This is a genomic window from Acinetobacter sp. GXMZU3951 (genome assembly GCF_054457875.1).
Genome location: NZ_JBTLFO010000002.1, coordinates 177,986 through 204,514, shown reverse-complemented (window position 1 = coordinate 204,514; position 26,529 = coordinate 177,986). Strand labels below are relative to the sequence as shown.

Here is a 26,529-nt window from a genome sequence, read left to right as displayed (position 1 = left end):
CGATGAATGGTCTAGTCAATAGTGTTGTTATTTATTTTTTACAAAAGACGCATCAAGGTATTGTTCAAACGCATGGTAGTTGATGCGGTCATACAATTCTTGACGGGTTTGCATGGTGTCGACCACGTTCTTTTGCGTACCTTCTTTACGTAAGGTGGTATACACATTTTCTGCAGCTTTGTTCATGGCACGGAAGGCAGAAAGTGGATACAAGGCAATGCTGACATCCGCAGAAGCCAACTCGTCGGTGGTAAAGAGTGGCGTCGAACCAAATTCGGTAATGTTGGCCAAAATAGGTACATGTGTCGCTTCCGCGAATTGTTTATACATTGCCAATTCAGTAATGGCTTCTGGGAACAGCATGTCTGCACCAGCTTCAATATAAGCACCTGCGCGGTCAATTGCGGCCTGTAAACCTTCTACTGCCAATGCATCGGTACGCGCCATAATCACAAACTTGTCGTCACCACGTGCATCTACAGCGGCTTTAATACGATCCACCATTTCTTGTTGTGAAACAATGGCTTTATTTGGACGGTGACCACAACGCTTGGCACCAACTTGGTCTTCAATATGCATCGCAGCAGCGCCAAACTTGATTAAAGACTTGGTGGTACGCGCAATGTTAAATGCCGAAGCACCAAAGCCTGTATCGGCATCGACCAATAGTGGTAAATCACAGACATCGGTAATACGGCGGACATCTGTCAACACATCATCAAGGTTGCTAATGCCCAAATCGGGTAAACCTAAAGAACCCGCTGCCACCCCCCCGCCAGATAAATAAATTGCTTTATAGCCTGCACGTTTAGCCAATAAAGCGTGATTGGCATTGATGGTGCCGACCACTTGTAATGGATGCTCGCTTGCGACTGCATCACGGAATTTTTGTCCTGCTGATAAGGTTGACATAGGTTCTCCCTCTTTCCTCATGATTAAGAAAAATGTTGTTGAATATTCTGGTATGACGCAGCAATGTGGCGTCGCATAAGCAGCTCAGCCAATTCCGCATCACCTTCGGCAATCGCGTCTAAAATACGAATATGTTCTGACAAGGCTCTGTGTGGACGATTTGGCGTTTTGGAATACTGAATTCGATACATCCGAATCAAGTGATACAACTCATCACATAGCATCTTTTCTAGGGTTTTATTGCCGCAGTTTTTAATGATGCAATAATGAAAATCGTCCTGACCCTCTTGTAAGTAATAGCCTTTCCCTTCTTTAAAATCTGGGTCTTGTGCATGTTTATGCAGCACTTCACGCAAGTTTAGAATCTGTTGTTTGTCGATGCTTTGCGCTGCCAAACGGCATGCTAGACCTTCTAGATTTTCACGGATTTGATATAACTCAAATAACTGTTGATCTGACAAAGACACCACACGTGCCCCCACATGCGCAGTCCGCTCCACCAATTTTTGTCCTTCAAGGCGGTGAATCGCTTCACGTAAAGGACCACGACTGATGCCATAAACCCGCGCCAGTTCAGGTTCAGAAATCTTACTGCCAGCTGCAAGTTCACCACTGACAATTGCAGTTTGAATCTTTCTGAAAATTTGGTCGGTTAGCGTCGCATTCGAGGCTTGTTTGGTCTGTGTAGACAGCTCATCGGTTCGCATATTGTCAACAATCAGTTTAATTATTAGCTAAAATAAGCACAAATAAATTAAAATGCAATAAGATTGTCAACAACTTTGGTCTTAGACTTGAAACCATGTCTAGAGATGACTTGACAATCCTTCCGTAGCATCATATCTGGCATCTATCCTGAAAATTGTGCATAAGAAAATCCATATAATTCATTTTAATTCAATGTTTTAAATCTTATATCTGTGTTTATTTTTTTAGCGTAACCACATTTTTTTACTATTAGTGTACTAGCCCTCGATTCGCTGCTGCGGTCGCAAAATCACAATCTCATGCCGAGTGACCCTTGAGTTTTATTGTCGACACTTTATAGATGGGACGACGCTCTCATTGTTATGCCGTAAACAGTAAAAAGCCTCAAGGGAATGCTTGAGGCTTTTGTTACGATTTATAAGCATGTAGTCAACATGCAAACTTATTTTGCCTTTTGTAAACGTAGCGCATTCAGCACCACTGAAAGCGAACTGAGTGACATGGCCACAGCAGCAAACATTGGGGTTAATAATAACCCTGTGAGCGGATAAAAAATCCCTGCGGCTACTGGCACGCCTAAACCGTTATAGACAAAAGAAAAGGCCAGATTCTGTTTCATATTGCGTACCCCCAGCTTCGCCATATGTAAGGCATCGGCGGCACCACGAATATCGCCTTTCACCAAGGTCACTTGTGCCGTTTGTTTGGCAATATCGGTGCCGTTCCCCATGGCAATCCCGACATTGGCTTGCGCCAGTGCAGGCGCATCGTTAATGCCATCCCCTGCCATGGCCACAACTTTGCCTTGTGCCTGATATTTTTTCACCAGCTCCAATTTTTCGGTTGGGGTACAGTTGCCATGTACATGTTGAATCCCCAGCTCTTTTGCCACCAGCTGTGCATTCTGCTCATGATCACCTGTTGCCATAACCACTTCAATGCCATCGGCCATGAGTTGCTGAATCACCTGCTGTGCATTGGCTTTAATCGCATCGTGAATCGCAATATACGCCAGTACTTCTTGGGAATTACTCAAGAAACTGATGACATTCCCTGTGGCACGTTGCTGATCTAACTGGCTTTGCAGATGTGCATCTAAACTAATGCCGAGTTGTTCCAGTAACTTTTGACTCCCGATATATAACGTTTGTTCGCCAATCTGCCCTTTGACCCCAAAGCCAGTCACATCTTCGAAATCTACCACTTTCAGCAATTGCTGCGCAGGTACAATTTGCGTCAGGGTTTGCGCAATCGGATGACTTGAATACTGTTCGATTGAAGCAATCCACTGCTCTACTTGCACCTGTTCCACTTTCGGACTCAGCAACTGGATTTCTTTGAGACTCGGCTTGCCTTCGGTCAAGGTTCCGGTTTTATCGACAATTAAGGTATTCACCTTGCTCAGGGCTTCAATCGCTTCGGCATCTTTAAACAACACGCCTTTTTGTGCCGCACGACCTGTGGTGGCCATCACCGACATCGGGGTGGCTAAACCGAGTGCACACGGGCAGGCAATAATCAGCACGGCCACCGCACACATCAGTGCCAAGTCAAACTGCGCGCCCCCAAAGATCATCCATGCCACAAAGGTCAATGCACTGATCAACAACACCACAATCACAAAATACTTGGCGAAGATATCGGCTAGACGTTGTAATGGCGCTTTAGAACGCTGGGCTTCCGCCACGGTCTGAATCATTTTGGCTAAGGTGGTATTGGCTCCCACTGCAGTGGTTTGTATGCGAATACTGCCTTGCTGGTTCACGGTTCCGCCAATCACACTATCATGCACTTGCTTTTTCACCGGCACAGGTTCACCGGTCATCATGGCTTCATCGACATAGGTTTTACCTTCAACCACCACCCCATCCAGTGGAATCTGTTCACCCGAGGCAATCTGTAAAATATCGCCCTGCTTGACCATGCTAATTTCCACTTCAACCACTTGATCGGCCTGTACCAATTTGGCGGTGTGGACTTGCAGTTTGAGCAAAGCTTTTAGTGAGTCGGCGGTTTTGGCACGAGCTTTCAGCTCCATGATTTGACCGAGCAAACTTAAGGACACAATCATACAGGCCGCTTCAAAGTACACGGCAACCCCATGTCCAGTTTTGGCTTCCACGGGAATCAGGCTTGGGAACAGGGTTGCCACGACACTGTAAATATAAGCGGCTAATACCCCAACCCCAATCAGGCTCCACATATTCAGATTGCCAGTTTTATAAGAGCTCCAGCAGCGCTCAATAAACGGTTTACCCGCCCACAACACTACAGGAGTCGCGAGGACTAGCTCAATCCACGGCTGAATATGCGGTGAAATAAAACTGTGAAGATGTGAACCCATCGCCATTACAAACACGATTAAGGTCAGCGGTAAAGTGACCCAAAAACGATGACTAAAATCCACCAACTCTGGGTTTGGTGCATCATTTAAAGTCGGTTGCATTGGCTCCAATGCCATACCGCAAATTGGGCAAGTTCCCGGACCTTTTTGCACAATTTCAGGATCCATTGGGCAGGTATAATCCATATCTGCGGCACCCTCAGGTACAGGACGCTGATCGGGCGGAATTAAATAAAACTCAGGATCAGCCTTAAACTTGTCTAAGCAAGAAGGGTTACAGAAATAATAGGTCTGCTGCTGGTAATCGGTTTTTAATTCTGTATTCGGATCCACAGACATACCGCAGACTGGGTCGATAAACTCAGCTGCCCCCGATGGCGCAGAATGCTCATGTTGATGTTTCCCTCCAGCACAACAGCTACTTTTGGCAGCTTCAACTTTAGGCTTTGCTGCGCAACAGCTCGACTGAGTTTCCTCTGCCTGTGTTACAGGGCTTTTCGATGGGCTATCGCAACATGAGGTGGTTTTTTCAGGCTGTTTTTGCTTAGAACCACAACAGCCCGAAGTGGATGCCGACAGTGCTGCTGTATCTTTAGATTTTACATAAGCCTCTGGATTGGCAATAAATTTTTGCTGACATTTTTCACTACAAAAATAGTAGTTCTGTCCCTGCCATTCCGTATGCGGTTTGCTTAAGTCCGTCACAGTCATGCCACACACAGGGTCAATATATTGTGCTAAGACTTGTGACTGCTCCTTCGCTTGCTGCTGTGATGTGCAACCACAGCTTTTGGACGCAACTGTTGCAGCTTCAACCTTAGCTTCAGATGAAGCCTCCGTTACATCCGCTTCTGTTTTGCTGCAACACGTCTTTGGCGCTTTTTCTGATGATACATAAGCCGCAGGATTGGCCGAAAATTTCGTTAAACAAGCTGAGCTACAAAACAAATAACGTACGGACTGATGCTCATAGACATATGGAGAATCTGCCGCAACTTTCATTCCACAAACGGGATCAATCTCGATTAGCATTGGCGATTCTTTTTCTTTGGAACAACAAGAGGTTTTATTTTGCTCGCTCATGGGGTTCACCATTTATTTCTAGATTGTGCTAGCATAAAGTCTGTACCTAGGTACTGAGTCAAGCCTTTTGGAGATTATTTTATGCTCACTATTGGCAAACTAGCAAAACACTGCCATGTGAATGTCGAAACCATTCGTTATTATCAACGGATTGGGTTGATGCGCATTCCGGAAACGACTCAAAACTATCGTTACTACAATCAACAAGATATTGAAACCTTAAGTTTTATTCAAAAAGGTAAAGATGCTGGTCTGCAACTGAGTGAAATTCAAGACCTGTTACAATTACAATTAGATGACCGCGAAAAAGTCCGTGAAGTCATTCAACAACGGCTGGAAAAAATTGACCAGCGGATTCAGGAACTGAATGCTTTAAAGCAACGCCTCTCGAGTTGGATTGATGAATGTAAAACCACTACAGACAGTTGCTGTCCTATTTTACAAGCACTCAAACAAGACGCTGAACATTAAGCATTTTTCAACTCGTTTAACGCCAACTTCCACAAGGATACTGCTCTGCCATGTCGCATGATCTAAATCAACTTCGTAAAAGCATTCGCCAAAAACGCAGAGCAGTATCGGCATTTCAACAGCGTCATTCTGAACAACTTATTATACAACGCCTCAGAATGCTGCCCGAATTTAAACATGCCAAACGGATCGGTATTTATTTACACGCTTTTGGTGAAATCCAGACCCATAAAATTATTCAGTATTGTTTTCATCAAAAAAAATCGGTCTATCTCCCGATGATTTGCAATATGAATCAGCACTTAGTTTGGGTCAAAATTTCTCAGAACCAGTTTCAAAATCGACGCTTTTCACATCATCCACTGGGTATGCAAGAACCTATGGCAACCCGTGGACAATCGGTGTCGCATTTAGATCTATTATTAATGCCTTTATTGGCATGTGACCGCTTGGGAACCCGTATTGGAATGGGCGGTGGTTTTTATGACAAAACCCTCGCTTTGGCACCTTATCATCGACCTTTTCGTTTAGGACTCGCGCATCATTTTCAATTGGTGCCTGAAACCTTGCATCGTGAAAAATGGGATCAGCCCCTCGATGCCCTACTTATGCCGGAACAATATTTACGCTTCAATCGTTAAAATTGGCATTTTTGACTGTTGTGAATACTTAAAAATCACATATTTAGTCATTTTTTATACAATTTGTTTTGACCTGCCCTTGTATTTTTTGAAATACCCATCACTATTAAAAACATGGCAACATCGTTGTCACTCATTAGGAGTGCCCATGTCTGAAATTATTATGAATCAAGAAACCTTAGAGCCTCAGGTTCCAAGTGTATTACCGCTTTTAGCGTTACGTGACGTGGTGGTTTATCCGCACATGCAAATTGCGCTATTTGTAGGTCGTGAAAAATCGATCAATGCAGTTGATGTGGCTCGTAACAGTGACAATCTAGTATTTGTAGTTGCGCAGAAAGATTCTCTGACAGAAGAAATTGATCATGACAACTTATACCAATACGGTACTGTCGCGAAGATTGTGCAAGTTGTGAATCATGAAAATGATGAGAACTGTATAAAAGTATTAATTGAAGGCTTACATCGTTCTAAGCTAGAAAAAATCATTGATGAAAATGATTATCTGACTGCAGAACATGTGCTTAGCCCAATGTCTGTCCACATCGACGAAAATACCCAAGAAACTCGTGTTCAAGAGTTACGCACCTTGTTTGCACAATACGCTGAAGCAAAACTGCGTAATGCCCGCGAACTGGTCGCGGCTGCCAACAAGATTGACGATTTACTACAATTGTTGTTCTTCGTGGCAACACGTGTTCCATTGAATATCGATGTGAAGCAAAAATTCCTCGAACATGATGAATTTGAAGCGCACTTACAAGAGCTCATGACCTATTTGTTGCAACAGTCTGAAGAGCAACAGATTGAACAGACTTTACATGACTCTGTAAAACGCCAAATGGAAAAAAATCAACGCGAATACTTCCTCAATGAAAAGATGAAGGTCATTCAGCGTGAACTTTCCGACATGAATGGCGGTGCAGAAGACGACGTTGCGGAAATTGAAAAACGTCTTGCTGAAGCGGACTTGCCTGAACATGTCCGCAAAAAAGCGGAAGCAGAATTCCGCAAGCTTAAAGCAATGCAACCCGCTTCTAGTGAAGCCGCTGTGGTACGCAACTATTTAGAGGTGATTTTAGATACACCTTGGAATAAAGCCAGCAAAGTCAGCATCAACCTTGCGAAAGCACAGGAAATTCTCGACGCAGACCACTATGGTCTAGACGATGTTAAAGACCGTATTGTCGAATATCTGGCTGTACAGTCACGCGTGAAAAAGCTTAAAGGTCCGATTCTTTGCTTAGTGGGTCCTCCTGGTGTCGGTAAAACCTCACTCGGTGAATCTGTAGCAAAAGCGACAGGCCGTGAGTTCGTGCGTATGGCTTTAGGTGGTGTACGTGACGAAGCTGAAATTCGTGGTCACCGTCGTACCTATATCGGTGCGATGCCGGGTAAAATTGTGCAGTCGTTAACCAAAGTTGGCGTGAAGAACCCATTGTTCTTACTCGACGAAATCGACAAGATGGCACAAGACTACCGTGGCGACCCTGCTTCTGCCCTGTTAGAAGTGCTGGATCCATCGCAAAACAACAAATTCAACGATCACTACCTCGATCTTGATCTGGATTTGTCTGAGGTGATGTTCATCTGTACTGCCAACAGCATGAATATTCCGGAAGCCTTACTTGACCGTATGGAAGTGATTCGTCTACCGGGTTATACCGAAGATGAGAAAATCAACATTGCTGAACGCTACCTCGTTCCTAAAGCCATTAAGAACAATGGCCTACGTGCCAAAGAACTGACTGTGCATGAAGAAGCGATTCGCGATATCGTACAACGCTACACCCGTGAAGCTGGTGTGCGTAGCTTAGAACGTGAAGTGTCTAAAATTGCGCGTAAAGTGGTGAAAGAAGCGGTCAGCAAAAAAGCGAAAAACTTGCAAGTGGATGTCACTTCGAGCAATCTTCCTGACTACTTAGGTCCATACAAATTTGACTTTGGTATGGCAGAAGATGAAGCTCAAGTCGGTCGCGTGAATGGTTTGGCTTGGACTTCGGTTGGTGGCGAGTTACTCACCATTGAAGTTGCTGCGGTTAAAGGTAAAGGTAAATTCATTACCACTGGTTCTTTGGGTGATGTAATGAAAGAATCGATTACCACTGCAATGACCCTTGTACGTACTCGTGCCGATGACTTGGGCATTGAATCTTCACGTTTTGAAGAAACCGATGTGCATGTGCACTTACCTGAAGGCGCGACTCCGAAAGATGGCCCTTCTGCAGGTCTGGCACTCACAACAGCATTGGTATCTGCGTTCACAGGCATTCCAATTCGTCCTGACATCGCCATGACGGGTGAAACCAGCCTAGGTGGTCGTGCCATGCGTATTGGCGGTTTGAAAGAAAAATTGCTTGCTGCTCACCGTGGTGGCATTAAATTGGTCTTCATTCCTCAAGAGAATGTCCGTGATTTAGCGGAAATTCCTGCCAATGTGAAAGAAGGTCTGGAAATTAAAGCCGTGAAATCCATTGATGAGATTTTACCCCTTGCCTTAACGTCTATGCCTGAACCGTTGCCTAAAACCCCCATTGTAAAAACAGTGGATGAAAGTAAAAAGGCAGCCCGTCACTAATTTCAGTGAAAATGAGAAAGAGAGCTTCGGCTCTCTTTTTTTATTACAATTTACTCTGCATAACACCACACATCGGGCTGCTTTTATCCCCTAAAATGAATGGCACACCAAGGATGCAACAGGACAATTACAATGAAAAACCCTGTCGGATGGTTTGAGATTTATGTGGATGATCTCGAGCGCGCTAAACAGTTTTATGAAGCTGTATTTAATATTCAACTCAGCACACTCACTCCACCTTCAGACGAGATGCGTCTGCAAATGCTGGCTTTTCCTTCAGATATGCAAAGTTACGGAAGCTCTGGTGCATTGGTGCACATGTCAGGAATTGCCGCAGGGGGCAATAGCACATTAATCTATTTTTCATGTGAAGATTGTGCCGATGAAGCTGGCAGAATTGATGCCGCAGGCGGCAAAATTCATCAGGATAAAATGTCGATAGGTGAATATGGATTTATTGCTTTAGCCTTTGATAGTGAAGGAAATCTATTCGGCTTACATTCAATGAAATAAGATCAAAAATTGATAATATCAGCGGTTTAAATTCTGAGTTCAAACCTAAATCCATCTACCATATTGTGCGATATTTAAACTTGAAAAAGTTTAGCTTAACCCCATATCTATTATAAGAAGATATATGCGCTGTATGTTTCTTCATTCATAAAGGTTATCTGTTTCTCCAGGCGGGTAACCTCTTGATCGCAGTCCTTAAACTATTCAAGGACTGCGTTTTTTTTCTAAATTTTAACTCAATCTTCAACTTGACCAAGATCAACTACCGTCATCTTTAAGCTCAGCAGCGTGTTTATTTTAAAAGTGTCTGGACCAAACCATTAATGACTTGCGTCATTTTTTCAAGGTTTAAAGTTTTTAAAGTATCCGCCGTTGTATGATAATTCTGGTTACGATAAGACGCCGTATCGGTCACCATAATCGCAGGAATGTCATAATTCCAATAATTGCTATGCCCTGAAAAATTAATTCCCGGTGTAAACGCTGGCGCAACCAAACGCTGACATTCCAATTGCCTTAATTGCTGCATGGCTTCACAAAAATTTTCACCTAAGCCACGTGAATTGATATCACTCACGGCCGCAATAAAATTGCCATGGCTTGGATAAATCCATTTCAAGCCCACAGGATATTCCTGTATCAGCGCGGCATCGTAATAGCCAATCATTTCCAGAATATACACCCCCTGAATTTTATCGCGCTGTGCCTGAATTGATTTGGCATGTACATAACTGCCCATGTATTCCGTGTTGGTATAAGGCGGCTCTTCTAGCGTATAAAACACAAATTCAACATTGTGACTCAGGTTGTTTTTCTCTTGCGACAAAATACGGGCAGTTTCTAAAACCCCTGCTACGCCAGAAGCATTGTCATCTGCTCCTACCTGTTGGCCAAACACGTCATAATGCGCCCCCACAATTGCTTTTTCGGGTCGTCCTACATTTAAAGCGCACACCACATTGCGATAGTTTTGTCGATTCACAATATAGTTTTGGAACTGGCAAGGAATGCCGAACAAACGCATTTGCTCTTTAATCCAAGCGGACACCCGATTTAACTCTTCAGTATTTTTATGGTTCCGGAACGAACCATTACCCATAATTTGCTGTAAATAAACCTGTAAATTTTGCACATCTGCCTGCTGGCTGATTGCAGAATTCGCCTGTATAGCGCTGGCATTCAACAGGAACATGAGGCTGAATACCCCGAGCCAGCTTGTTTTAAATACCCTGTTTCTTTGCATTTATTGTTATTCCATGACTTTTGCAAATTTTTAATCACTCTCTAGTGCATTAATGCAACAGCCAGTAATTATTTTCAATTGCAAAATGTATATGCGCATCAGATTACTGAGTTTCGACGTTATAATTCTGCTGAATTTATCTGCGATCGCGAAATATGAAAATACGGATTCTGACTATTGGTCAAAAAATGCCTGCTTGGGTGCTGACAGGTTTTGAAGATTATTTCAAACGAATTCAACCTTTTGTACAAACGCAAATTATTGAGCTTCCGATGGCCAAACGGGGCAAAAATGATTCAGAAGCAGATATTTTAAAGTACCGCCAAATTGAAGGTGACAGTATTTTAAATGCCTTAAAGTCCAATGAAACCCTGATTGCCCTTGAAGTTGGTGGGCGTGAATTCAGCACAGAAAAACTGGCTGAAACCATGAAATCATGGATGCTGGAAGGTAATGATGTCGCATTGGCGATTGGTGGTCCAGATGGTCACTCTGAAGCGGTGCGTAAGGCGGCTGCATGGCACTGGTCGTTGTCCAAACTCACATTGCCCCACCCACTGGTGCGTGTCATGCTGATTGAGCAGCTCTATAGAGCCATGAGCATTAACCACAATCACCCTTATCATCGTGCAGGCTAAAGCCTGTTATTCATCATTCCATTATTGCAACAATACGTTGAATAAAAGCTATTTCTTCATATATTTGCCTTTGGCATGATAACCCCATTCTCTCCTTCGACTTAGGCGCAAGACTATGAATCTTCAAACTTTACCTGGTTTATTTATTTCACATGGTTCGCCCATGCTTGCGCTTAATCCTGAACAAGTGGGTCCTGCTTTACATCGTTTAAGTCTGAACCTGCCACGACCTAAAGCAATTGTCATCATGTCTGCACATTGGGAAAGTCAGGCACTTGAAGTAAACACGGGTGTGCGCCCTGAAACGTGGCATGACTTCCGCGGTTTTCCGCCTGAACTCTACGAGATTCGCTACCCTGCACCGGGTCAACCTGAACTGGCAGAAGAGGTTTTAAAACATCTTTCTGAGGCTGGACTCGAAGCACATGCCAATAATAGTCGCCCGCGCGATCATGGCGTGTGGATGCCATTACTGCATATGTTTCCTGAGGCCGATATTCCTGTCGTTGAAATATCCTTACCCATGCATATGAGCGCAGAGCAGATTTATCAAATTGGTCAAATCTTGTCTGTATTAAGGGAACAGCAAATTTTACTGATTGGTTCTGGCAGCATCACCCACAATTTGGCTGAACTTTCATGGCATGGTGATCGCCAAGATGTGCCAGTTTGGGCTTCGACCTTCCGTAATTATGTGGTGCAAAAACTCAGCCATCAAGATTATGACGCGATTTTAGACTGGCAAACACTCCCTTATGTGCAGCGTAACCATCCAACCCTAGAGCATTTTGCACCCTTATTTTTTGCCATGGGAACAGGCAACCGATTCAATATTGTGCATAGCAGTTTTACCATGGGGGCTTTAGGTATGGATATTTACCGTTTTGACTAGAATTTTATGAATGTTAAAGAAATGAATACAAATGTTGTACAGGTATTCATTTCTTTTTTTTATTAATCAATTAACCTTTAGTTTTATATCTTTCAGACCAAAGTGTTAATTTAAAAATGAAATTGAAATACGTTTTACTTGCTTTATTGCCTTTTTCTTTAGCTGCTTGCCAATCAACTCAAACTCAATCAAATTTGGATCAAGCCGTGAATGTTCAAACAATTCCAAATCAGAACAAAACCCTTGCTGCCTATGAATGGATCAGCACCACATCCACGACACCAAAACCTTTAACCTTGTCTTTTAATGAACAAGGACAATTGGCCGTCAAAACCAGCTGTAATGGCCTAGGTACCAACTGGAAAATTGAAGGTGACAAAATAATCACGGGTGCCATGATGGGCACAAAAATGGCTTGCGCAGAGCCAGCCATGCAACAAGAGCGTTTAGCTGCTGAATTACTCGGTGAACGTGCAATTCAGTTCAGTTTAAATAGCCAAAATGTTGAAGCACCGACTTTAACGCTCACTTCAGCCAAAGGTGAAAAACACGTATTTGTCGGTCAGATGACAGCTGAAACCAAATACCAATCTCAAGGTGAAATCATGTTTCTCGAAATCTCACCTGAAACCAAAGCCTGCTCTGGTGTCGGCCCAATGACCTGCTTACAAGTACGTGAAATTAAATATGATGACAAAGGGCTAAAAACAGCCGTCGATAAAAATTGGACTTTATTCTACAGTCAAATCGAAGGTTATCAGCATGACCCTAAAACACGTCAAATCATCCGCGTAAAACGTTTTGAACGTCAAAACCCTGCCGCAGACCAATCGAAATATGCCTATGTAAAAGATATGGTGATCGAAACTGAAACTGTGAAATAAGTTCGATGAACAAAAAAGCCGATACAATGCATTGTATCGGCTTTTTCACATCATAAAAGCTTAGGTTTTAGAACACACCTTGAGCCAACATGGCATCTGCAACTTTTACAAAGCCCGCAATATTGGCACCATCCACATAGTTGACGCTACCATCGGCTTTGGTTCCGTACTTCACGCAGTTACGATGAATGTCTTTCATAATGGCATGTAAGCGCTCATCCACTTCTTCAAAGCTCCAGCCCAAACGAAGTGCATTTTGTGACATTTCTAAACCAGAGGTTGCGACACCACCCGCATTGGATGCTTTACCTGGTGCATACAAAATATTGGCTTGGACAAACTTTTCTACCGCATCTAAGGTTGAAGGCATATTGGCACCTTCGGCCACACACAAAACACCATTCGCCAACAGTAAATCAGCATCTTCACCAGTGAGCTCATTTTGAGTTGCACAAGGTAATGCGATGTCACATGGAATACTCCAAGGACGTTGACCTGCCAAGTATTCGAAACCATGTTGAGCCGCAAACTCTGAAATACGACCACGTTTTACGTTTTTCAGTTCCATCACTTCAACCAGAAGTTCGTCGGTAAAACCATCTTTAACGTAAACTGTCCCGTTAGAGTCAGAAAGTGAAACCACTTTCGCCCCTAAGAACATGGCTTTTTCAGCGGCAAATTGCGCCACATTGCCTGAGCCCGAAATGGTCACTGTTTTACCTTCGAAACTGTCACCACGGGTTTTTAACATTTCTTCGGCAAAATAAACCGTACCGTAACCTGTAGCTTCTGGACGTGCCAGTGAACCCCCAAATGCCAAGCCCTTACCTGTAAATACGCAAGACGTGTCATTGCTGAGCTTTTTCATCATGCCGGCCATATAGCCAACTTCACGACCACCAACACCAATATCCCCTGCCGGAATATCCGTGTTTGAACCTAAATGGCGATACAGTTCAATCATCAATGCCTGACAGAAGCGCATGATTTCACCTTCTGACTTGCCTTTCGGATCAAAATCAGAACCGCCTTTTCCGCCACCCATTGGCAAGGTTGTTAAGGCATTTTTAAAAGTCTGTTCAAAACCTAAAAATTTGAGAATCGATAAATTGACTGAAGGATGGAAACGCATTCCGCCTTTGAAAGGACCAATCGCTGAATTGTACTGTACACGAAATGCACGATTTACATGGGTATTGCCTTGATCATCTACCCAAGATACTCGAAATTGGATCGCACGCTCAGGTTCAACCAAACGTTCAAGTAAACCATGTGCAGCATATTTCGGATTCTTTTCAATAAATGGCCAAAGACTGGTCATCACCTCTTCGACGGCCTGTAAAAACTCGGGTTGCTGTGCATCACGGGCTTTTACGTAATCTAAGAAGTCGTTCAGGCTACTATATTTCAACACTTTATCCTCAGCAAAAAATGGATCAAAATAGGTCAAAATTAAAATAAGTGATAAATTTTGGCGCAAAACATTAAATAACTTTTGATCAACTTCCACAACATAAATTTAAAATACTGTAATATTTTTAATATATAACAAATAATTATATTAACTATTCCTAAAACTATTCCGCTGTACTTTATCAACCTAGACTTAACAATCCTGTCAAGAATTGCACCATTTAAAAACAGCCATTGCATTAATTTGGAACACAAGATAAATCATGGGAATCATGTTAAAATTCACAAAATTTGATTCTATTTTTCTAATCCTGTTTTAAACACAGGCGTGGTTTTCGCATGATTTCGCAAATTGCTCTCATCCAACAGATTGACTCCTTACTGCCACAAACCCAATGTGGTTTATGTGGTCACCGTGATGGTTGTTTACCTTATGCCAAGGCAATTGCAGAAGGTGAAGCAGCGAACAAGTGCGTACCAGGTGGGCAACCAGTTGCTGATGCCTTAGCCGATGTGCTGCAACGCCCGTATTTACAAGCAGAAGAAAGTGTCTGGCCCATTCAGCAGGATGGCCGTCCACAGCGCATGAAAGCTGTTATTCGTGAAGATGAATGTATTGGTTGCACCAAATGTATTAATGCCTGCCCTGTCGATGCGATTATTGGTTCAGGCAAATTAATGCACAGTATTTTGACTGACTTATGTACTGGCTGCGAACTGTGTATCCCGCCTTGCCCAGTCGACTGTATTGATCTGGTGGAAGATTTAAATGCGCTGCCGAACGATGCCGCGCGTCTGGCAGGGCAAAATGATTTGCGTCATCGCTATTATGCACATATTCAACGTGAAGAAACGCGTCGACTGCATCGTAAAGGTCCTGTGGTTCGTGCGGAAATTGACACGGCGCTTTTCGCCCAGTTCTCTACACAAATTGATTCGGTCCCTGCCATTGCCGTGACTGAAAAAGTATCGGCTCTCGTCGACACTCAGGATGCCAAGTCAACCATTGAACTGGCCAAGTTGCGAACCCAAATCAAGAAATTGGAAAAACAGTTAAGTGTCCGTGAAGATGCGACTAAACGTGCGCAATTACAGACCTTGACTGAGCAACTGAACGCGCTACAAGGACTGTGATCATGGCAACAAAAACATCAACTGTGAAAAACATGACCAAGAAGCAGATCCAAATCTTCTTTGAGCGTTTACGTGATCAACGTCCAAATCCAACCACGGAATTGAACTTTTCCAGCCCGTTTGAATTATTAATTGCTGTGACTTTATCGGCTCAGGCGACCGATGTGAGTGTCAATAAAGCTACTGACAAGCTCTTCCCGATTGCCAATACCCCAGAAGCGATTTTTGGCTTGGGCGTGGAAGGCTTAAAGGAATATATTAAAACCATTGGTTTATATAATTCCAAAGCCGAAAATGTCATTAAAACCTGCCAAATTTTGATTGAACGACACAACAGTGAAGTCCCCAATAATCGTGCGGATTTAGAGGCCTTGCCAGGAGTGGGGCGTAAAACTGCCAATGTGGTACTCAATACCGCATTTGGATACCCCACCATGGCAGTAGATACGCATATTTTCCGGTTGGGTAACCGAACTGGTTTGGCGGTGGGAAAAAATGTGCTTGAAGTAGAACATCGTTTGGTGAAAGTCATTCCGAAAGAGTTTATGGTCGATGCCCATCACTGGCTGATTCTGCATGGCCGTTACTGCTGTATCGCACGCAAACCGAAATGTGCCGAATGTGTCGTGGCTGATGTATGCAACTGGCCAGACCGTTTTGAATTTGGTGCGGCACGAGCCATACCTGTCACCAATCTCTAAAGCTAAAGTGCATGTCACCTCGGCATGCACTGCGATCTAAAAAGATTCTGCTTATTTTTCAGGATTTTTCTGTTTTAATTTCGGATGGAGTTCATACTGGGGCTTTGCCGCAGTTTTACTTGCTTCCTTTTGTTTTTGTTGAGTTTCTCTTAGCATTTTAAAGCTGATGTATAACAAACCAAGCAACAAGGCCAAGCAGGCAATCACTAAAATGATTAAACCAATTTTTAACAAAATCGTATCCTCAAAAAGTTCGGACAAATAAAAAGAGCCCTAATATGACTTAGGACTCTTTTAAAGTCAAAAATTCAGTTTTGAATTATTTTGACTGGTCTAAAATCGCGAACAAATCTTTTTGTACGTCTTCAATTGCACGTAAACCATTAAGTTTGTCGTAAGTTGGGGCATTTTCACCCGAAGCAGCACGACCTTGGTAGAATCCAACCAACTGTTCAGTTTCGGTATGATATGAACCAAGACGCTTACGAATGGTTGCTTCTTGGTCATCTGGACGTTGTACCAAATCTTCACCCGTTTCGTCGTCTTTACCTTCAACTTTCGGTGGGTTGTAAACAACATGATAAACACGACCAGATGCAGGGTGTTGGCGACGACCAGACAAACGCTGAACGATTTCTTCGTCAGGTACATCAATTTCGATCACGTGGTCGATGTTAATACCTTCTTTTTCCAAAGCTTCGGCTTGTGGAATCGTACGCGGGAAACCGTCAAAAATGCAGCCGTTTACACAATCAGGTTGAGCGATACGTTCTTTTACAAGACCAATGATCAGTTCATCAGAAACCAGACCACCGCTTTCCATTACGCTTTTAGCTTTAAGACCTAATTCAGTACCTTCACGAATTGCAGCACGGAGCATATCACCGGTTGAAATTTGTGGGACATTGTAGCGCTTACAGATCAACTGAGCTTGTGTACCTTTACCTGCTCCAGGTGGTCCGAGTAAGATAATGCGCATAAAAAAACATCCTCATTTAAAACAATATGTATGATACTTCGAGCCAACTTTCCTGCAGATTTGAACAGTCGGCATGAGCATCTAATTATAAGAAAGCCACAAACAAATGTATTGTACCAGCTATAAATCCAGTGACCCCACCTAATACAATCAGAATCCATTCGTCTTCCTGAAATGCAGGACGTAATAGGTTCTGGAATTCTTTCGGCGTTAACTCTCGAATACGCTCTCGGAACATTTGAAAGATTTTCTGTGCACGGCTCGCATTGAACGCAGGGTCGCATACTGGCACCATCGTAATTTCAATTGAGCGATCAATCAAGTCCGTCTTGAGTTTTGCGTACTCTTTTGGCCCTAAAGACAACTGTAATGAGGTCCGAACCAGAGGAGTTTCCATAATTTGGTTAATATGGCGTTTGACAATACGACGGGTTTTGTCTTTTTTCCCACCATACATCATTTCCGTCATGATGGATTTTAACGTAATCAGGTCTTCTGTGACTACACTTGCGAACACGTCAGAAACTTCTTCCTGACGTTTCATAAATGCACCCTGGATGTTATAGGTGCCAATTCTAGGCCAGACTGGTTTCACCCATGGGAACTTACGATCTTTAGTTAATTCAGTCAGTTGCGGATAACGTACATAATGCGGTTCAATCGGATTAAAGACCATCCAAATCGCAATCCAGTTGGTTAAAAAGCCCCAAATGGATGCCCAGAAGGGTACGGTCCAGTGCCATGGCACCACAAACCAAACGATCATCTGGAAAATACCAAAAAACATACCAATTAAGGCACTAATATGCCAAATAAAGTTGATTTCCTTCTGACCCACTTTCAGGAACATACGCACCATTAAACGGCGATCACCCTCCATTTGGCTGACCACCATCTCACGCATATCTACCAATGACTCAACGTTCACCGTTAATTCTGTTACCAGTTCTTTCAATACTTCGGGCAGCTGTTTATGTGCCTGCGCATAAATACGGCGCTTAATCGAATAAGGCAGGTTTTCCCACAAAACCGCATTACGGTCGACCATAACTTCATCAATCAGATGTTCCAGCTCAAAGCCGACTTGTTCACCAATAATCCGAGCCATATCCTCAGGATCCATGGCATCGAGAAATTCCCTTAAGGACCCCAGTTTAGACAAGGTATTATCGGTAATAATACCTGAAATACGTCCCGCTTTTCGTGGCACAATGCCCTGCCAACCAACAGGCAAAGGGCCCAAATGGAATCCCCAAAAATTAATTGGGTAGAACACCATTTTCAAAGCCATCCAGACGTGAGCCCAGGTCACAAAAGCAGTTACAGGAATAATGCTTAGCACAGCCCAAAAATCGGGACGGTTCAAAAAGGTTTGCCACAACTGATTGATGTACTCAAGCATGCATATATTCCAAAATAGTGACCAAATAACAAAGATTCATTCTTAATTTTTTTAAACAGGTTATTTTCTGCCTAAGCCCATACTAAGTGTATAAGAGAATTGTATTTTCGGTTCAATGTGCTCCACAACTGTCCCCTCACGATTCTTTAATTCTTCTCCTGCCCCGATACCTACGCTAAAGGTGCTAATGCGATCTGGATCTAATAGAACATATGCAAGATCCACACCCGCACCGAATCGTGTTTCATCTTTATTATCCACTTGCTTACTGCCAATATGCCCAGCATAGGCGCCAATATAATACCCATTTTTATCCTTACCCGTGAAATAGTAGGGATATCTAAAACCGAGTTGAGCCCCAAAAGGTGAATCATCTGTCAAAAAAAAACCGACCTTAGCATAGGCTATACCATAAGGGTTGACCCATTCAGTATTTAAATGAATTAATTGTTGAGTTACCCCGGCACCAAAATTCCACATTTTGGCACTTTCGGGTGTCAATTTCGCGTCAAGGAAATTATTCTGATCTTTTGCATAAGCTGTATTGAGTAACGTAATTAGAATTAACAAGGAATAAACTCTTGTCATTATTGTCACCTTTGTCCTTATTTTAATTTGTGCATGCATTCCAGATTTTTTGCATGTTTTTGACTTTAACAGAATTGTTTCTATTCCTATATACAACACCTTAGCTTTTTGCTGTCTGTAAAGTCAAATCGTCTGGTTGCAAGAAAACAACCCAGCCGCGCTTTCTCCGCGCAGATAAGCATTATCAAAGCCTGTGACTTGGGGTAGAATAGCCGCTTCCTGATTCCCTCCCAGCAGTGTAAGTCAATCGCGTATGAAGCAGCACTTTCCTTTAAAAAATGTCCAACAAGAAAAGCGCATTTATCGCAATCGAGTCTTTATTTCTATTGGGATAGTCAGTTTTTTTATGCTGCTGTTAGTGGCACGCTATGCCTATTTGCAGATCATGCAATATCAGCAGTTCTCAACAGCATCAGATCAAAACCGTATTCGACTACAACCGCTCGCCCCTGCACGTGGTTATATTTATGATCGAAACGGCATTTTGCTGGCTGATAATTATCCGGTATTCACCGCAACCATGAGTCGCGCTGATATCGATAATATTGATGATACCATTAAACGCCTTACCCCCATTTTAAATTTGACTGACGAAGATATTGAACGCTTCCAGTCACGTATTAAAACCTCAAAAAAAACCGAACGGGTTTCCATTAAACTGAATTTGACCGAAACCGATATCGCCAAATTCAGTGAAGTTAAATTTCAGTTTCCTGGCGTCAATATAGAGACCCAAATGACCCGTTATTACCCTCATGGAGAGCTGTTCGCGCACGTGATTGGCTATGTGGGACGTATTAACGACAAAGAGCTGAAAAGTATTGATAAAGATTTATATGCAGGCACCAACCTGATCGGCAAAATCGGGGTCGAAAAGTCTTATGAAGAATTACTGCATGGTGTTCCTGGCAATGAATCCGTAGAAGCGGATGCTCATGGCAACGTGCTGCGTCATTTAGGGCGGAAAGAACCTATTCGCGGCAATGATTTATATCTTTCTCTGGATTATGGCTTACAAGTCGTTGCAACCGAGCAGCTGGCTGGTCGTCGTGGTGCAATTGTAGCTATGGACCCACGCACCGGTGAAATTCTTGCTCTGGTTTCCAGTCCAAGCTTTAACCCGAATTTATTCGTGACCGGGATTAGTCATACTGACTATAGCGGCTTACGAGACAACCTAGATCAACCGCTCTACAACCGTGCCGTGCAAGGGGTGTATCCCCCAGGTTCGACCATTAAACCAATGTTTGGTTTAGGCGGTATTCATTACGGTTATGTTGACTGGGGCACGGCTATTTCGGATCACGGCTATTTCACCCTCCCCGGTGATTCACACAAATTCCGTGACTGGAAAAAATCAGGTCACGGCGTGGTAAATCTGCATAAATCCCAAGTGGTTTCCTGTGATACGTTCTACTATGTGCTCTCTTACCGTATGGGCATTGAGAAAATGAACGCTTGGATGCGTCAATTTGGTTTTGGGCAAAAAACAGGCGTCGATTTACCGAGTGAGAGTGAAGGTTTATACCCTAATCCAGACTGGAAAATGCGTACTCGCAAAAGCAAATGGTTAAAAGGTGAAACCATTTCGGTCAGTATTGGTCAGGGTGCTTTTACGGCGACCCCGCTGCAATTGGCCATGGCAACCGCCATTACGGCCAATCATGGCGCACATGTAATTCCGCATGTACTTCGTTCAAGTAAAGGTGCCAAACAGCATAAAGTCTTGAATGCACCAGATGGACACATTCAGTTTAATGGTACGGATGATGACTGGGTCAAAATGCGGGATGCTATGGTTGATGTCATTGAAATGGGTACAGGCCGAGGCATCCGTACACCAATGTATAAAATTGCCGGTAAAACAGGAACGGCACAGGTTAAGAGTATTGCTCAAGGGAAACGCTATAACGAAGCACTGTTAACCGAACGTCAACTCGACCACGGTTTATTTGTAGGTTTTGCACCTGCGGAAAACCCTGAAATTGCGATTGCCGTGGTTTGGGAAAATGGTCGACATGGCGGTTCTGCGGCACAACTTGCCCGCCCTGTATTTGACTATTGGTTACTCCAGCGCAATAAGACCCCGATTAAACCAGAAGGTCATCAAATCAGTGGTGGCTTAATGACTGCGGGCATTAAACCTGGCGAACTCCCAAGTGGCTCGGGGGTTCCAAATACGAATACCAACACACCAACTAACTCAGCAACGTCTACCCCCCCTACAGCACGCCCACAAGCGCAAGCTGCGGCTGCAAATGCTGCGGAGGAAAGTGAATAATATGAAAAATCAGCTCAGAATTATTGGCGGTGAATGGAAACGCCGCCAACTGGCTTTTGCCAGTATTGAAGGCTTGCGCCCCACACCAGACCGAGTACGTGAAACGCTGTTTAATTGGCTGATGTGGGATATTCAGAATGCTCAAGTCCTTGACCTATGCACAGGTTCAGGTGCCTTAAGCTTTGAAGCTTTATCTCGTGGTGCTAAACATGTCACCATGATTGAACCTGACCGTAGCCAAGCGCAATTTTTAAAGCAAAATATTCAGTTATTAAAAGCTGAGAACTGCGACTTAAAAGTTGCTACCGCACAGCAGACCCTGCCTAGCTTAAAAACTATGTTTGATCTGGTTTTTCTTGATCCACCTTATAGCTTAAATCTCTGGCAAGAATTGGCGCAACTCACGGACCCGCTGATTGCCGAAAATGGATGGATTTACGTAGAGGCAGATCGTGATTTAAGTAGCCTAAATTTACCGAGCACATGGCAACAAATCAAGCACACCAAAGCAGGTACGGTGCGGGCGGGCTTGTATCAAAAATCCAAAGCTGTTTAATGGCGAGAAATGCCGAGCGGCGGTTCTAGTTATTGTATGTGTTTTCCACAATTGAAGTCATCAATCTGAGGATTTGAGCATGATGGCACTGGTGAATCATGCTCCTGCTCACTTCCGCTAGCATTTTAAAAGCCCATCAACTGAATTACAGCTAAAACCCATCACACAATATTTTCGGTTCATTCTTTTACTTGAAGTTTTAGCGCTCAATTTTCTTATTCATAATGAAACAATCTAAATATCCCTCGATTGAATACCAAGGGATCTCAACATAAAAACCAGAAGGAGAAGCTGATCTCCCTCTGGCGTCATGATACTCATAAATCAATTAATGGGTATCGAATAAAATCAACGGTGGGAGATGAACCATTTTTATCCTTCATATATTTTTGATTCGATGGTTCTGGTTGATAATCCGTCGGTTGTAGCATCGGCGTAGAATTTGAGTTGCTCATACCCGTACTATTAGATGTACAACCTATAATCAAGCCTGCTGTAAGTGCAAGCAACAAGGCTGTTGTTCTCATTTTCACTCCCCTTTTAACTAGGGTCGAATCTATATTATTCTCCTTTCATCGAGCATAAAGCTTTTATGTTTGTGCGTTTTTTGTACTATTTTTTAAAATGTGCCAAGCTAGTCTCCAATATCCTCATGTGGAAACCCTGTTTGCAACGCCTAATCCCACTTTTAATCTCGTTTTGATCTAAACAAACATCCTTATTCAATATCTAAATCGTGAAGTTCAATCCATCATTAACTCTGGATTGCTTTTCTGAGCAGTATGTGACGATTCCTTAGCACTTTATTTAATGGGGCAATGGTCGAGTTTGCTTATAATCCGGTCGTTGACCAGGTGGTCGACCTTCTGGCGGACGATGCACTGGTGGCCGATTTTCTGGACGATGATTATGGGGTGGCCTATAGTCTGGATATCCATCATCCCAAGCATATGGTGGTCGATGATCATAGTCATAATCATAACTGTAACGATGGTGATGGTCGTACCAGTCATCGTCATACCAAACACAACCCGACAACATTACAACGGCAAACGATGAGAATAGTATGAGTTTTATCATGATGTTCCCCCTGTTGATTTGGGTACTTGTTTTTATTATTCAGTATAACCATGAATAAAAAACAAACAACATGTTCATTTTTTGTTATGTCTTGACCGTGATCTGCACCAAGCCTCCGCTATAAATGAATACAATATTCAGCAACATACCGCTTTGAACTGTCAGCCAGAATTCCCCCTTCAAAAGTATGCCCTAGGCTTATGTCATCGGACAGATCTATTCCTCTGGACACATCTGAAACATTACAGAACAGCATGAAATTGTTTCGCTGTATTTACGATCAAAATCCTGAAACCGTAATATTTTTTTACAAGTTCAATCAATCAGAATATTGAAGATCATGGCTGTTACGTAGCTTATTGTGCAATTTCCGTAAATCAGGCCCACTCGATTTCATGCATTTGAAATATTTACATACATATTCAGCCGAAGCTTTCATCTATTTGTTACCGTCGCTACACAGTTCCTATATTACTGTACTCTTCACGTAATTCCATGCGTTTCACTTTGTTGCTTTTATTGCTTGAAACAGCCTGAATCCTTAGCATGAAGCCTGTTCTTACTTAAGTGATGATGAGTAGAACAACTCTAATTAATCTCTTTTAACCACGATTCAGGATGCCAATTATGAAATTAACTCATATCCTATTTGCCACCACCTTTGCCGCTGCGACGACGACAACTTTTGCAGCAACCACAGAGCAGCCAAAAACAGAGGAAAAAGTGATTGTGTCGACTCAAGAACAGCCAGACACTGCTGCGATGGATGCGACATCTACACAACCAACTACAGCTACCGCGGCTGCGAGTAAAGCAGCTCCAGCACAATAAAACGTAGCCGACCAGTTTTTCTAGCACATTCACTCCACCTCATTCACTCGAATGTGTTAGAAAATCGCAGGTGAATCAGAAGCTTCTGATTCACCTGTTTATCTTGAAACATCAAGAAAACAACTCCACGTAGGATGCTCATGCATAGTTATTAATGATGACTCCCTTGGCAAATCTTATAACTTTAAAAATAATAAATAATTATAAATCAAATATATAATACAAATACTTGCACCTACTACAGCACAACCTAGACTAGATCTCCACTATGGCATAGCTTGTATGAAAGTACGGCTTGACCGTTAATAGCCTCATTGTGAATAGATTGAATGGAATTCGCTGTGAGCACACGCAATACTGAATTTTCGACTGAAGTGGCTATCTTAGGTGCAGGTCCTGTAGGCCTGACCCTAGCAAATTATTTAAGCAAACAAGGTGTGCAAGTCACGGTTATCGAACAACTTGACCAGCTCATTGATTACCCGCGTGCCATTGGTATTGATGATGAAGCCTTGCGTACAATTCAATCTCTGGGATTAGTTGAACAGGTATTACCTCATACCACCCCCAATCATGCAATGCGCTTTCTTACCCCCAAAGGGCGTTGTTTTGCCGATATTCAACCTTTAACTCGTGAATTTGGCTTCTCACGTCGTAATGCATTTATTCAACCCCAAGTGGATAACGTATTACTGCAAGGACTCAAACAATATCCGCACACTCAAGTGCTATTTTCGCGTCAGTTAACCGAGTTTAGCCAAAATGCTGAAGCGGTTACCTTAAAAATGCAAAATAAGGAAGGACAAGCGGAAGTCGTGAAAGCGCAATATTTAATTGCCTGTGATGGTGGCAATTCCGTGGTACGACGCACTTTAAATATTGGCTTCGATGGTAAAACAGCCCCCAATCAATGGATTGTGATTGATATTGAAAACGACCCATTGGCGACACCGCATATTTACTTATGCTGTGACCCAGTACGTCCTTATGTTTCGGCAGCCTTACCACATGGCATTCGCCGTTTCGAATTTATGGTAATGCCAGGTGAAACTCAGGAAGAACTCAGCAAACCAGAAAACATCAATAAATTATTGGCCAAAGTCTTACCCAATACAGCAAATATTGAAGTGATTCGGCAACGGGTCTACACCCACAATGCCCGTATTGCAGATCAATTCCGTGTAGACCGTATCTTACTGGCGGGTGATGCAGCGCATATTATGCCAGTTTGGCAAGGTCAGGGGTACAACAGTGGTATGCGCGATGCCTTCAATTTAGGCTGGAAAATGAGCTTGGTGATTCAAGGTAAAGCAGGACCTGAAGTATTAGATTCTTATCAAGTTGAACGTAAAGATCATGCCAAAGCCATGATCGATCTCTCTGTCATGGCCGGTCATGTACTGGCTCCACCAAAGAAATGGCAAGGTTTTGTGCGTGATGGTATTGCCTATGCTCTGAACTATATTAAACCGATTAAACAGTATTTATTGGAAATGCGCTTTAAGCCCATGCCGCAATATCATGACGGTGTATTAATTCCAAATACACAAAAGCACTCACCGGTCGGCAAAATGTTTATTCAACCTAAAGTTGAATTGGCCTCGGGTGAACAGGTGCTGTTAGATGAGGTGATTGGAAATGATTTTGCGATTTTGGCATGGGGTGTTGACCCACAATGGGGGCTATCTGAAAGCAGCATGCAGCAGTGGCAACAACTCGGGGTAAAATTCATTCAAGTGTTGCCTGCAATTCAGCTGCAAAATGAAAATCGCAAACAATATCATGGTGTGATTTGTGTCGGCGATATCGGTACAGAAATCCGCACATGGTTTGGTCGAACCAATGACTCGATGGTGGTTTTACGCCCAGATCGCTTTGTAGCCGCTCTGGCTATTCCGCAAAGTATTGATCAGGTGAGTCAGGCTTTATTTACCAAGCTACATTGCAGCGTATAATTCTTGTCAAATAACAAACAACCCAGCAGCAATGCTGGGTTGTTTGTTTACTAAAGTGCTTTATTTAATGGCCTGAAACCAAGCAATGTCTTGAACCGAATCACGTGTTTTCATTAACTGCAAAAAAGGGCGGGCTTCGTCAAAATAAGGAATGAGTTCATATGACATGGCATAGACCAACCAATAGGCCAAATATAAATCTGCTGCAGTACACTTTTCCCCAAGCAAATACGGTTTAGCCTGACTTAAACCTTGCTGTAAAAATTGGAATAGGCGCTGCTCATCCCCAAAACTGAGCCCCATCTTCTTACTTTCAATCTGCTCAGCAGCAACATTCAAGTTTTTGATATCCATATATTCGGTTAATGGCCCATGAATAAAGAACAGCCACTTTAAATACGCTCCACGTTTCGGGTCATCCAGTGCTGGGGCAAAATCTTGCGCAATATACTTATCTGCCAGATAAGCAATAATGGCAGGGACTTCCGTCACTACAATCTCACCATCCACCAGACACGGAACTTTTGCCATCGGATTTATGGCCAAATATGCAGCCTGATGGATCTCTTCATAACTCATATTGATCAGCTCGACCTGATCTTCAATCTTCAGCTCTTTCAGAAAAGGTAAAATCGTATTGCCTCGTGATTGCGGATGGGTATATAGCTGCATCATTGTTATGGTTCCACTGTCGTTATTTTA

General features: G+C 43.1%; 25 protein-coding genes. 13 read left to right on the top strand and 12 right to left on the bottom strand.

All coding sequences use genetic code 11. The annotated features are described in order from the left end of the window. Positions 1-27: 27 nt before the first annotated feature. The 3 genes from prpB to ACX17N_RS04090 form a co-directional block, all read right to left on the bottom strand. The gene (gene prpB, locus ACX17N_RS04100) at positions 28-912 is read right to left on the bottom strand and encodes a methylisocitrate lyase (protein ID WP_458891292.1); all 885 of its coding nucleotides are present in this window, start codon (positions 910-912) and stop codon (positions 28-30) included. A 23-nt stretch (positions 913-935) separates the two neighbouring features. Then, positions 936-1,619: a GntR family transcriptional regulator gene (locus ACX17N_RS04095; protein WP_458891291.1), complete on the bottom strand. Its 684-nt coding sequence runs from the start codon at positions 1,617-1,619 to the stop codon at positions 936-938. A 443-nt stretch (positions 1,620-2,062) separates the two neighbouring features. Further along, entirely contained in the window at positions 2,063-5,047 is a 2,985-nt protein-coding gene (locus ACX17N_RS04090) for a heavy metal translocating P-type ATPase (RefSeq protein WP_458891290.1), read from the bottom strand. A gap of 81 nt (positions 5,048-5,128) precedes the next feature. Here ACX17N_RS04090 and ACX17N_RS04085 point away from each other — a divergent pair, with 81 nt between their 5' ends. The 4 genes from ACX17N_RS04085 (at position 5,129) to ACX17N_RS04070 (ending at position 9,250) form a co-directional block, all read left to right on the top strand. Further along, a complete protein-coding gene (locus ACX17N_RS04085) occupies positions 5,129-5,518 on the top strand; it encodes a MerR family transcriptional regulator (protein ID WP_458891289.1) in 390 nt (129 codons plus the stop codon). A 50-nt stretch (positions 5,519-5,568) separates the two neighbouring features. Next, positions 5,569-6,159 (top strand): 5-formyltetrahydrofolate cyclo-ligase, encoded by a 591-nt coding sequence (locus ACX17N_RS04080; protein WP_458891288.1) that lies wholly within the window; start codon positions 5,569-5,571, stop codon positions 6,157-6,159. Positions 6,160-6,307: 148 nt separating this feature from the next. Then, positions 6,308-8,737, top strand: coding sequence for an endopeptidase La (lon, locus tag ACX17N_RS04075; protein ID WP_458891287.1), 2,430 nt, complete (start codon positions 6,308-6,310; stop codon positions 8,735-8,737). A gap of 132 nt (positions 8,738-8,869) precedes the next feature. Further along, entirely contained in the window at positions 8,870-9,250 is a 381-nt protein-coding gene (locus ACX17N_RS04070; protein WP_458891286.1) for a VOC family protein, read from the top strand. A 292-nt stretch (positions 9,251-9,542) separates the two neighbouring features. On the opposite strand, the gene ACX17N_RS04065 is transcribed toward ACX17N_RS04070, so the two are convergent. After that, positions 9,543-10,442, bottom strand: coding sequence for a M20/M25/M40 family metallo-hydrolase (locus ACX17N_RS04065; RefSeq protein ID WP_458891605.1), 900 nt, complete (start codon positions 10,440-10,442; stop codon positions 9,543-9,545). Between the two features lie 206 nt (positions 10,443-10,648). Here ACX17N_RS04065 and rlmH point away from each other — a divergent pair, with 206 nt between their 5' ends. The 3 genes from rlmH (at position 10,649) to ACX17N_RS04050 (ending at position 12,907) form a co-directional block, all read left to right on the top strand. Continuing rightward, positions 10,649-11,131 carry a 23S rRNA (pseudouridine(1915)-N(3))-methyltransferase RlmH gene (rlmH, locus tag ACX17N_RS04060; protein ID WP_458891285.1) on the top strand — a complete coding sequence of 161 codons (483 nt, stop codon included), beginning with the start codon at positions 10,649-10,651 and terminating at the stop codon, positions 11,129-11,131. A gap of 115 nt (positions 11,132-11,246) precedes the next feature. Beyond that, positions 11,247-12,023: a DODA-type extradiol aromatic ring-opening family dioxygenase gene (locus ACX17N_RS04055; protein WP_458891284.1), complete on the top strand. Its 777-nt coding sequence runs from the start codon at positions 11,247-11,249 to the stop codon at positions 12,021-12,023. Between the two features lie 116 nt (positions 12,024-12,139). Continuing rightward, on the top strand, positions 12,140-12,907 hold the full coding sequence (locus ACX17N_RS04050; protein WP_458891283.1) for a DUF4377 domain-containing protein: 768 nt from the start codon (positions 12,140-12,142) through the stop codon (positions 12,905-12,907). A gap of 67 nt (positions 12,908-12,974) precedes the next feature. Here the strand turns inward: ACX17N_RS04050 and gdhA are convergent, their stop codons facing one another. Continuing rightward, entirely contained in the window at positions 12,975-14,366 is a 1,392-nt protein-coding gene (gene gdhA / locus ACX17N_RS04045; RefSeq protein ID WP_458891604.1) for an NADP-specific glutamate dehydrogenase, read from the bottom strand. A 293-nt stretch (positions 14,367-14,659) separates the two neighbouring features. Between gdhA and ACX17N_RS04040 the strand changes: the two genes are divergently transcribed. Together ACX17N_RS04040 and nth are read left to right on the top strand one after the other, a co-directional pair. Next, positions 14,660-15,454, top strand: a complete 795-nt coding sequence (locus ACX17N_RS04040; RefSeq protein WP_458891282.1) for an RnfABCDGE type electron transport complex subunit B — start codon at positions 14,660-14,662, stop codon at positions 15,452-15,454. 2 nt (positions 15,455-15,456) lie between these two features. Beyond that, complete coding sequence (gene nth, locus ACX17N_RS04035; RefSeq protein WP_458891281.1) at positions 15,457-16,155, top strand: endonuclease III; 699 nt, start codon at positions 15,457-15,459, stop codon at positions 16,153-16,155. Positions 16,156-16,206: 51 nt separating this feature from the next. On the opposite strand, the gene ACX17N_RS04030 is transcribed toward nth, so the two are convergent. The 4 genes from ACX17N_RS04030 to ACX17N_RS04015 all read right to left on the bottom strand — a co-directional run bounded on the left by ACX17N_RS04030 (position 16,207) and on the right by ACX17N_RS04015 (position 19,124). Then, entirely contained in the window at positions 16,207-16,389 is a 183-nt protein-coding gene (locus ACX17N_RS04030) for a hypothetical protein (RefSeq protein ID WP_458891280.1), read from the bottom strand. A gap of 85 nt (positions 16,390-16,474) precedes the next feature. Next, positions 16,475-17,134, bottom strand: a complete 660-nt coding sequence (adk, locus tag ACX17N_RS04025) for an adenylate kinase (RefSeq protein WP_458891279.1) — start codon at positions 17,132-17,134, stop codon at positions 16,475-16,477. Positions 17,135-17,219: 85 nt separating this feature from the next. Next, the gene (locus ACX17N_RS04020) at positions 17,220-18,536 is read right to left on the bottom strand and encodes a hypothetical protein (protein WP_458891278.1); all 1,317 of its coding nucleotides are present in this window, start codon (positions 18,534-18,536) and stop codon (positions 17,220-17,222) included. A gap of 60 nt (positions 18,537-18,596) precedes the next feature. After that, a complete protein-coding gene (locus ACX17N_RS04015) occupies positions 18,597-19,124 on the bottom strand; it encodes a hypothetical protein (protein WP_458891277.1) in 528 nt (175 codons plus the stop codon). A 253-nt stretch (positions 19,125-19,377) separates the two neighbouring features. On the opposite strand from ACX17N_RS04015, the gene mrdA reads away from it, so the two are divergent. Both mrdA and rsmD read left to right on the top strand, forming a co-directional pair. Further along, the gene (gene mrdA / locus ACX17N_RS04010; protein ID WP_458891276.1) at positions 19,378-21,405 is read left to right on the top strand and encodes a penicillin-binding protein 2; all 2,028 of its coding nucleotides are present in this window, start codon (positions 19,378-19,380) and stop codon (positions 21,403-21,405) included. 1 nt (position 21,406) lies between these two features. Further along, positions 21,407-21,961, top strand: coding sequence for a 16S rRNA (guanine(966)-N(2))-methyltransferase RsmD (rsmD, locus tag ACX17N_RS04005; RefSeq protein WP_458891275.1), 555 nt, complete (start codon positions 21,407-21,409; stop codon positions 21,959-21,961). A gap of 317 nt (positions 21,962-22,278) precedes the next feature. On the opposite strand, the gene ACX17N_RS04000 is transcribed toward rsmD, so the two are convergent. Next, positions 22,279-22,488: a hypothetical protein gene (locus tag ACX17N_RS04000; RefSeq protein WP_458891274.1), complete on the bottom strand. Its 210-nt coding sequence runs from the start codon at positions 22,486-22,488 to the stop codon at positions 22,279-22,281. A 280-nt stretch (positions 22,489-22,768) separates the two neighbouring features. Further along, positions 22,769-23,041 carry a hypothetical protein gene (locus ACX17N_RS03995; RefSeq protein ID WP_458891273.1) on the bottom strand — a complete coding sequence of 91 codons (273 nt, stop codon included), beginning with the start codon at positions 23,039-23,041 and terminating at the stop codon, positions 22,769-22,771. A gap of 627 nt (positions 23,042-23,668) precedes the next feature. Between ACX17N_RS03995 and ACX17N_RS03990 the strand changes: the two genes are divergently transcribed. Beyond that, positions 23,669-23,872, top strand: coding sequence for a hypothetical protein (locus ACX17N_RS03990; RefSeq protein WP_458891272.1), 204 nt, complete (start codon positions 23,669-23,671; stop codon positions 23,870-23,872). A 329-nt stretch (positions 23,873-24,201) separates the two neighbouring features. Further along, a complete protein-coding gene (locus ACX17N_RS03985) occupies positions 24,202-25,827 on the top strand; it encodes a bifunctional 3-(3-hydroxy-phenyl)propionate/3-hydroxycinnamic acid hydroxylase (RefSeq protein ID WP_458891271.1) in 1,626 nt (541 codons plus the stop codon). A gap of 60 nt (positions 25,828-25,887) precedes the next feature. Here ACX17N_RS03985 and ACX17N_RS03980 read toward each other — a convergent pair whose 3' ends face one another. After that, positions 25,888-26,499, bottom strand: coding sequence for a glutathione S-transferase family protein (locus ACX17N_RS03980; RefSeq protein ID WP_458891603.1), 612 nt, complete (start codon positions 26,497-26,499; stop codon positions 25,888-25,890). Between the last annotated feature and the right edge of the window lie 30 nt (positions 26,500-26,529).

What these genes read in the sequence shown, in the direction of transcription:
- ACX17N_RS03985 (WP_458891271.1), top strand. Translation starts at nt 24,202, where the DNA reads ATGGAATTCGCTGTGAGCACACGCAATACTGAATTTTCGACTGAAGTG.
- rsmD (WP_458891275.1), top strand. Translation starts at nt 21,407, where the DNA reads ATGAAAAATCAGCTCAGAATTATTGGCGGTGAATGGAAACGCCGCCAA.
- ACX17N_RS04020 (WP_458891278.1), bottom strand. Translation starts at nt 18,536, where the DNA reads ATGCTTGAGTACATCAATCAGTTGTGGCAAACCTTTTTGAACCGTCCC.
- ACX17N_RS04055 (WP_458891284.1), top strand. Translation starts at nt 11,247, where the DNA reads ATGAATCTTCAAACTTTACCTGGTTTATTTATTTCACATGGTTCGCCC.
- rlmH (WP_458891285.1), top strand. Translation starts at nt 10,649, where the DNA reads ATGAAAATACGGATTCTGACTATTGGTCAAAAAATGCCTGCTTGGGTG.
- ACX17N_RS04085 (WP_458891289.1), top strand. Translation starts at nt 5,129, where the DNA reads ATGCTCACTATTGGCAAACTAGCAAAACACTGCCATGTGAATGTCGAA.
- ACX17N_RS04000 (WP_458891274.1), bottom strand. Translation starts at nt 22,488, where the DNA reads ATGAGAACAACAGCCTTGTTGCTTGCACTTACAGCAGGCTTGATTATA.
- ACX17N_RS03990 (WP_458891272.1), top strand. Translation starts at nt 23,669, where the DNA reads ATGAAATTAACTCATATCCTATTTGCCACCACCTTTGCCGCTGCGACG.
- ACX17N_RS04065 (WP_458891605.1), bottom strand. Translation starts at nt 10,442, where the DNA reads ATGTTCCTGTTGAATGCCAGCGCTATACAGGCGAATTCTGCAATCAGC.
- ACX17N_RS03980 (WP_458891603.1), bottom strand. Translation starts at nt 26,499, where the DNA reads ATGCAGCTATATACCCATCCGCAATCACGAGGCAATACGATTTTACCT.
- nth (WP_458891281.1), top strand. Translation starts at nt 15,457, where the DNA reads ATGGCAACAAAAACATCAACTGTGAAAAACATGACCAAGAAGCAGATC.
- lon (WP_458891287.1), top strand. Translation starts at nt 6,308, where the DNA reads ATGTCTGAAATTATTATGAATCAAGAAACCTTAGAGCCTCAGGTTCCA.
- ACX17N_RS04040 (WP_458891282.1), top strand. Translation starts at nt 14,660, where the DNA reads ATGATTTCGCAAATTGCTCTCATCCAACAGATTGACTCCTTACTGCCA.
- ACX17N_RS04090 (WP_458891290.1), bottom strand. Translation starts at nt 5,047, where the DNA reads ATGAGCGAGCAAAATAAAACCTCTTGTTGTTCCAAAGAAAAAGAATCG.
- adk (WP_458891279.1), bottom strand. Translation starts at nt 17,134, where the DNA reads ATGCGCATTATCTTACTCGGACCACCTGGAGCAGGTAAAGGTACACAA.
- ACX17N_RS04095 (WP_458891291.1), bottom strand. Translation starts at nt 1,619, where the DNA reads ATGCGAACCGATGAGCTGTCTACACAGACCAAACAAGCCTCGAATGCG.
- prpB (WP_458891292.1), bottom strand. Translation starts at nt 912, where the DNA reads ATGTCAACCTTATCAGCAGGACAAAAATTCCGTGATGCAGTCGCAAGC.
- ACX17N_RS04070 (WP_458891286.1), top strand. Translation starts at nt 8,870, where the DNA reads ATGAAAAACCCTGTCGGATGGTTTGAGATTTATGTGGATGATCTCGAG.
- ACX17N_RS03995 (WP_458891273.1), bottom strand. Translation starts at nt 23,041, where the DNA reads ATGATAAAACTCATACTATTCTCATCGTTTGCCGTTGTAATGTTGTCG.
- ACX17N_RS04050 (WP_458891283.1), top strand. Translation starts at nt 12,140, where the DNA reads ATGAAATTGAAATACGTTTTACTTGCTTTATTGCCTTTTTCTTTAGCT.
- ACX17N_RS04015 (WP_458891277.1), bottom strand. Translation starts at nt 19,124, where the DNA reads ATGACAAGAGTTTATTCCTTGTTAATTCTAATTACGTTACTCAATACA.
- mrdA (WP_458891276.1), top strand. Translation starts at nt 19,378, where the DNA reads ATGAAGCAGCACTTTCCTTTAAAAAATGTCCAACAAGAAAAGCGCATT.
- ACX17N_RS04080 (WP_458891288.1), top strand. Translation starts at nt 5,569, where the DNA reads ATGTCGCATGATCTAAATCAACTTCGTAAAAGCATTCGCCAAAAACGC.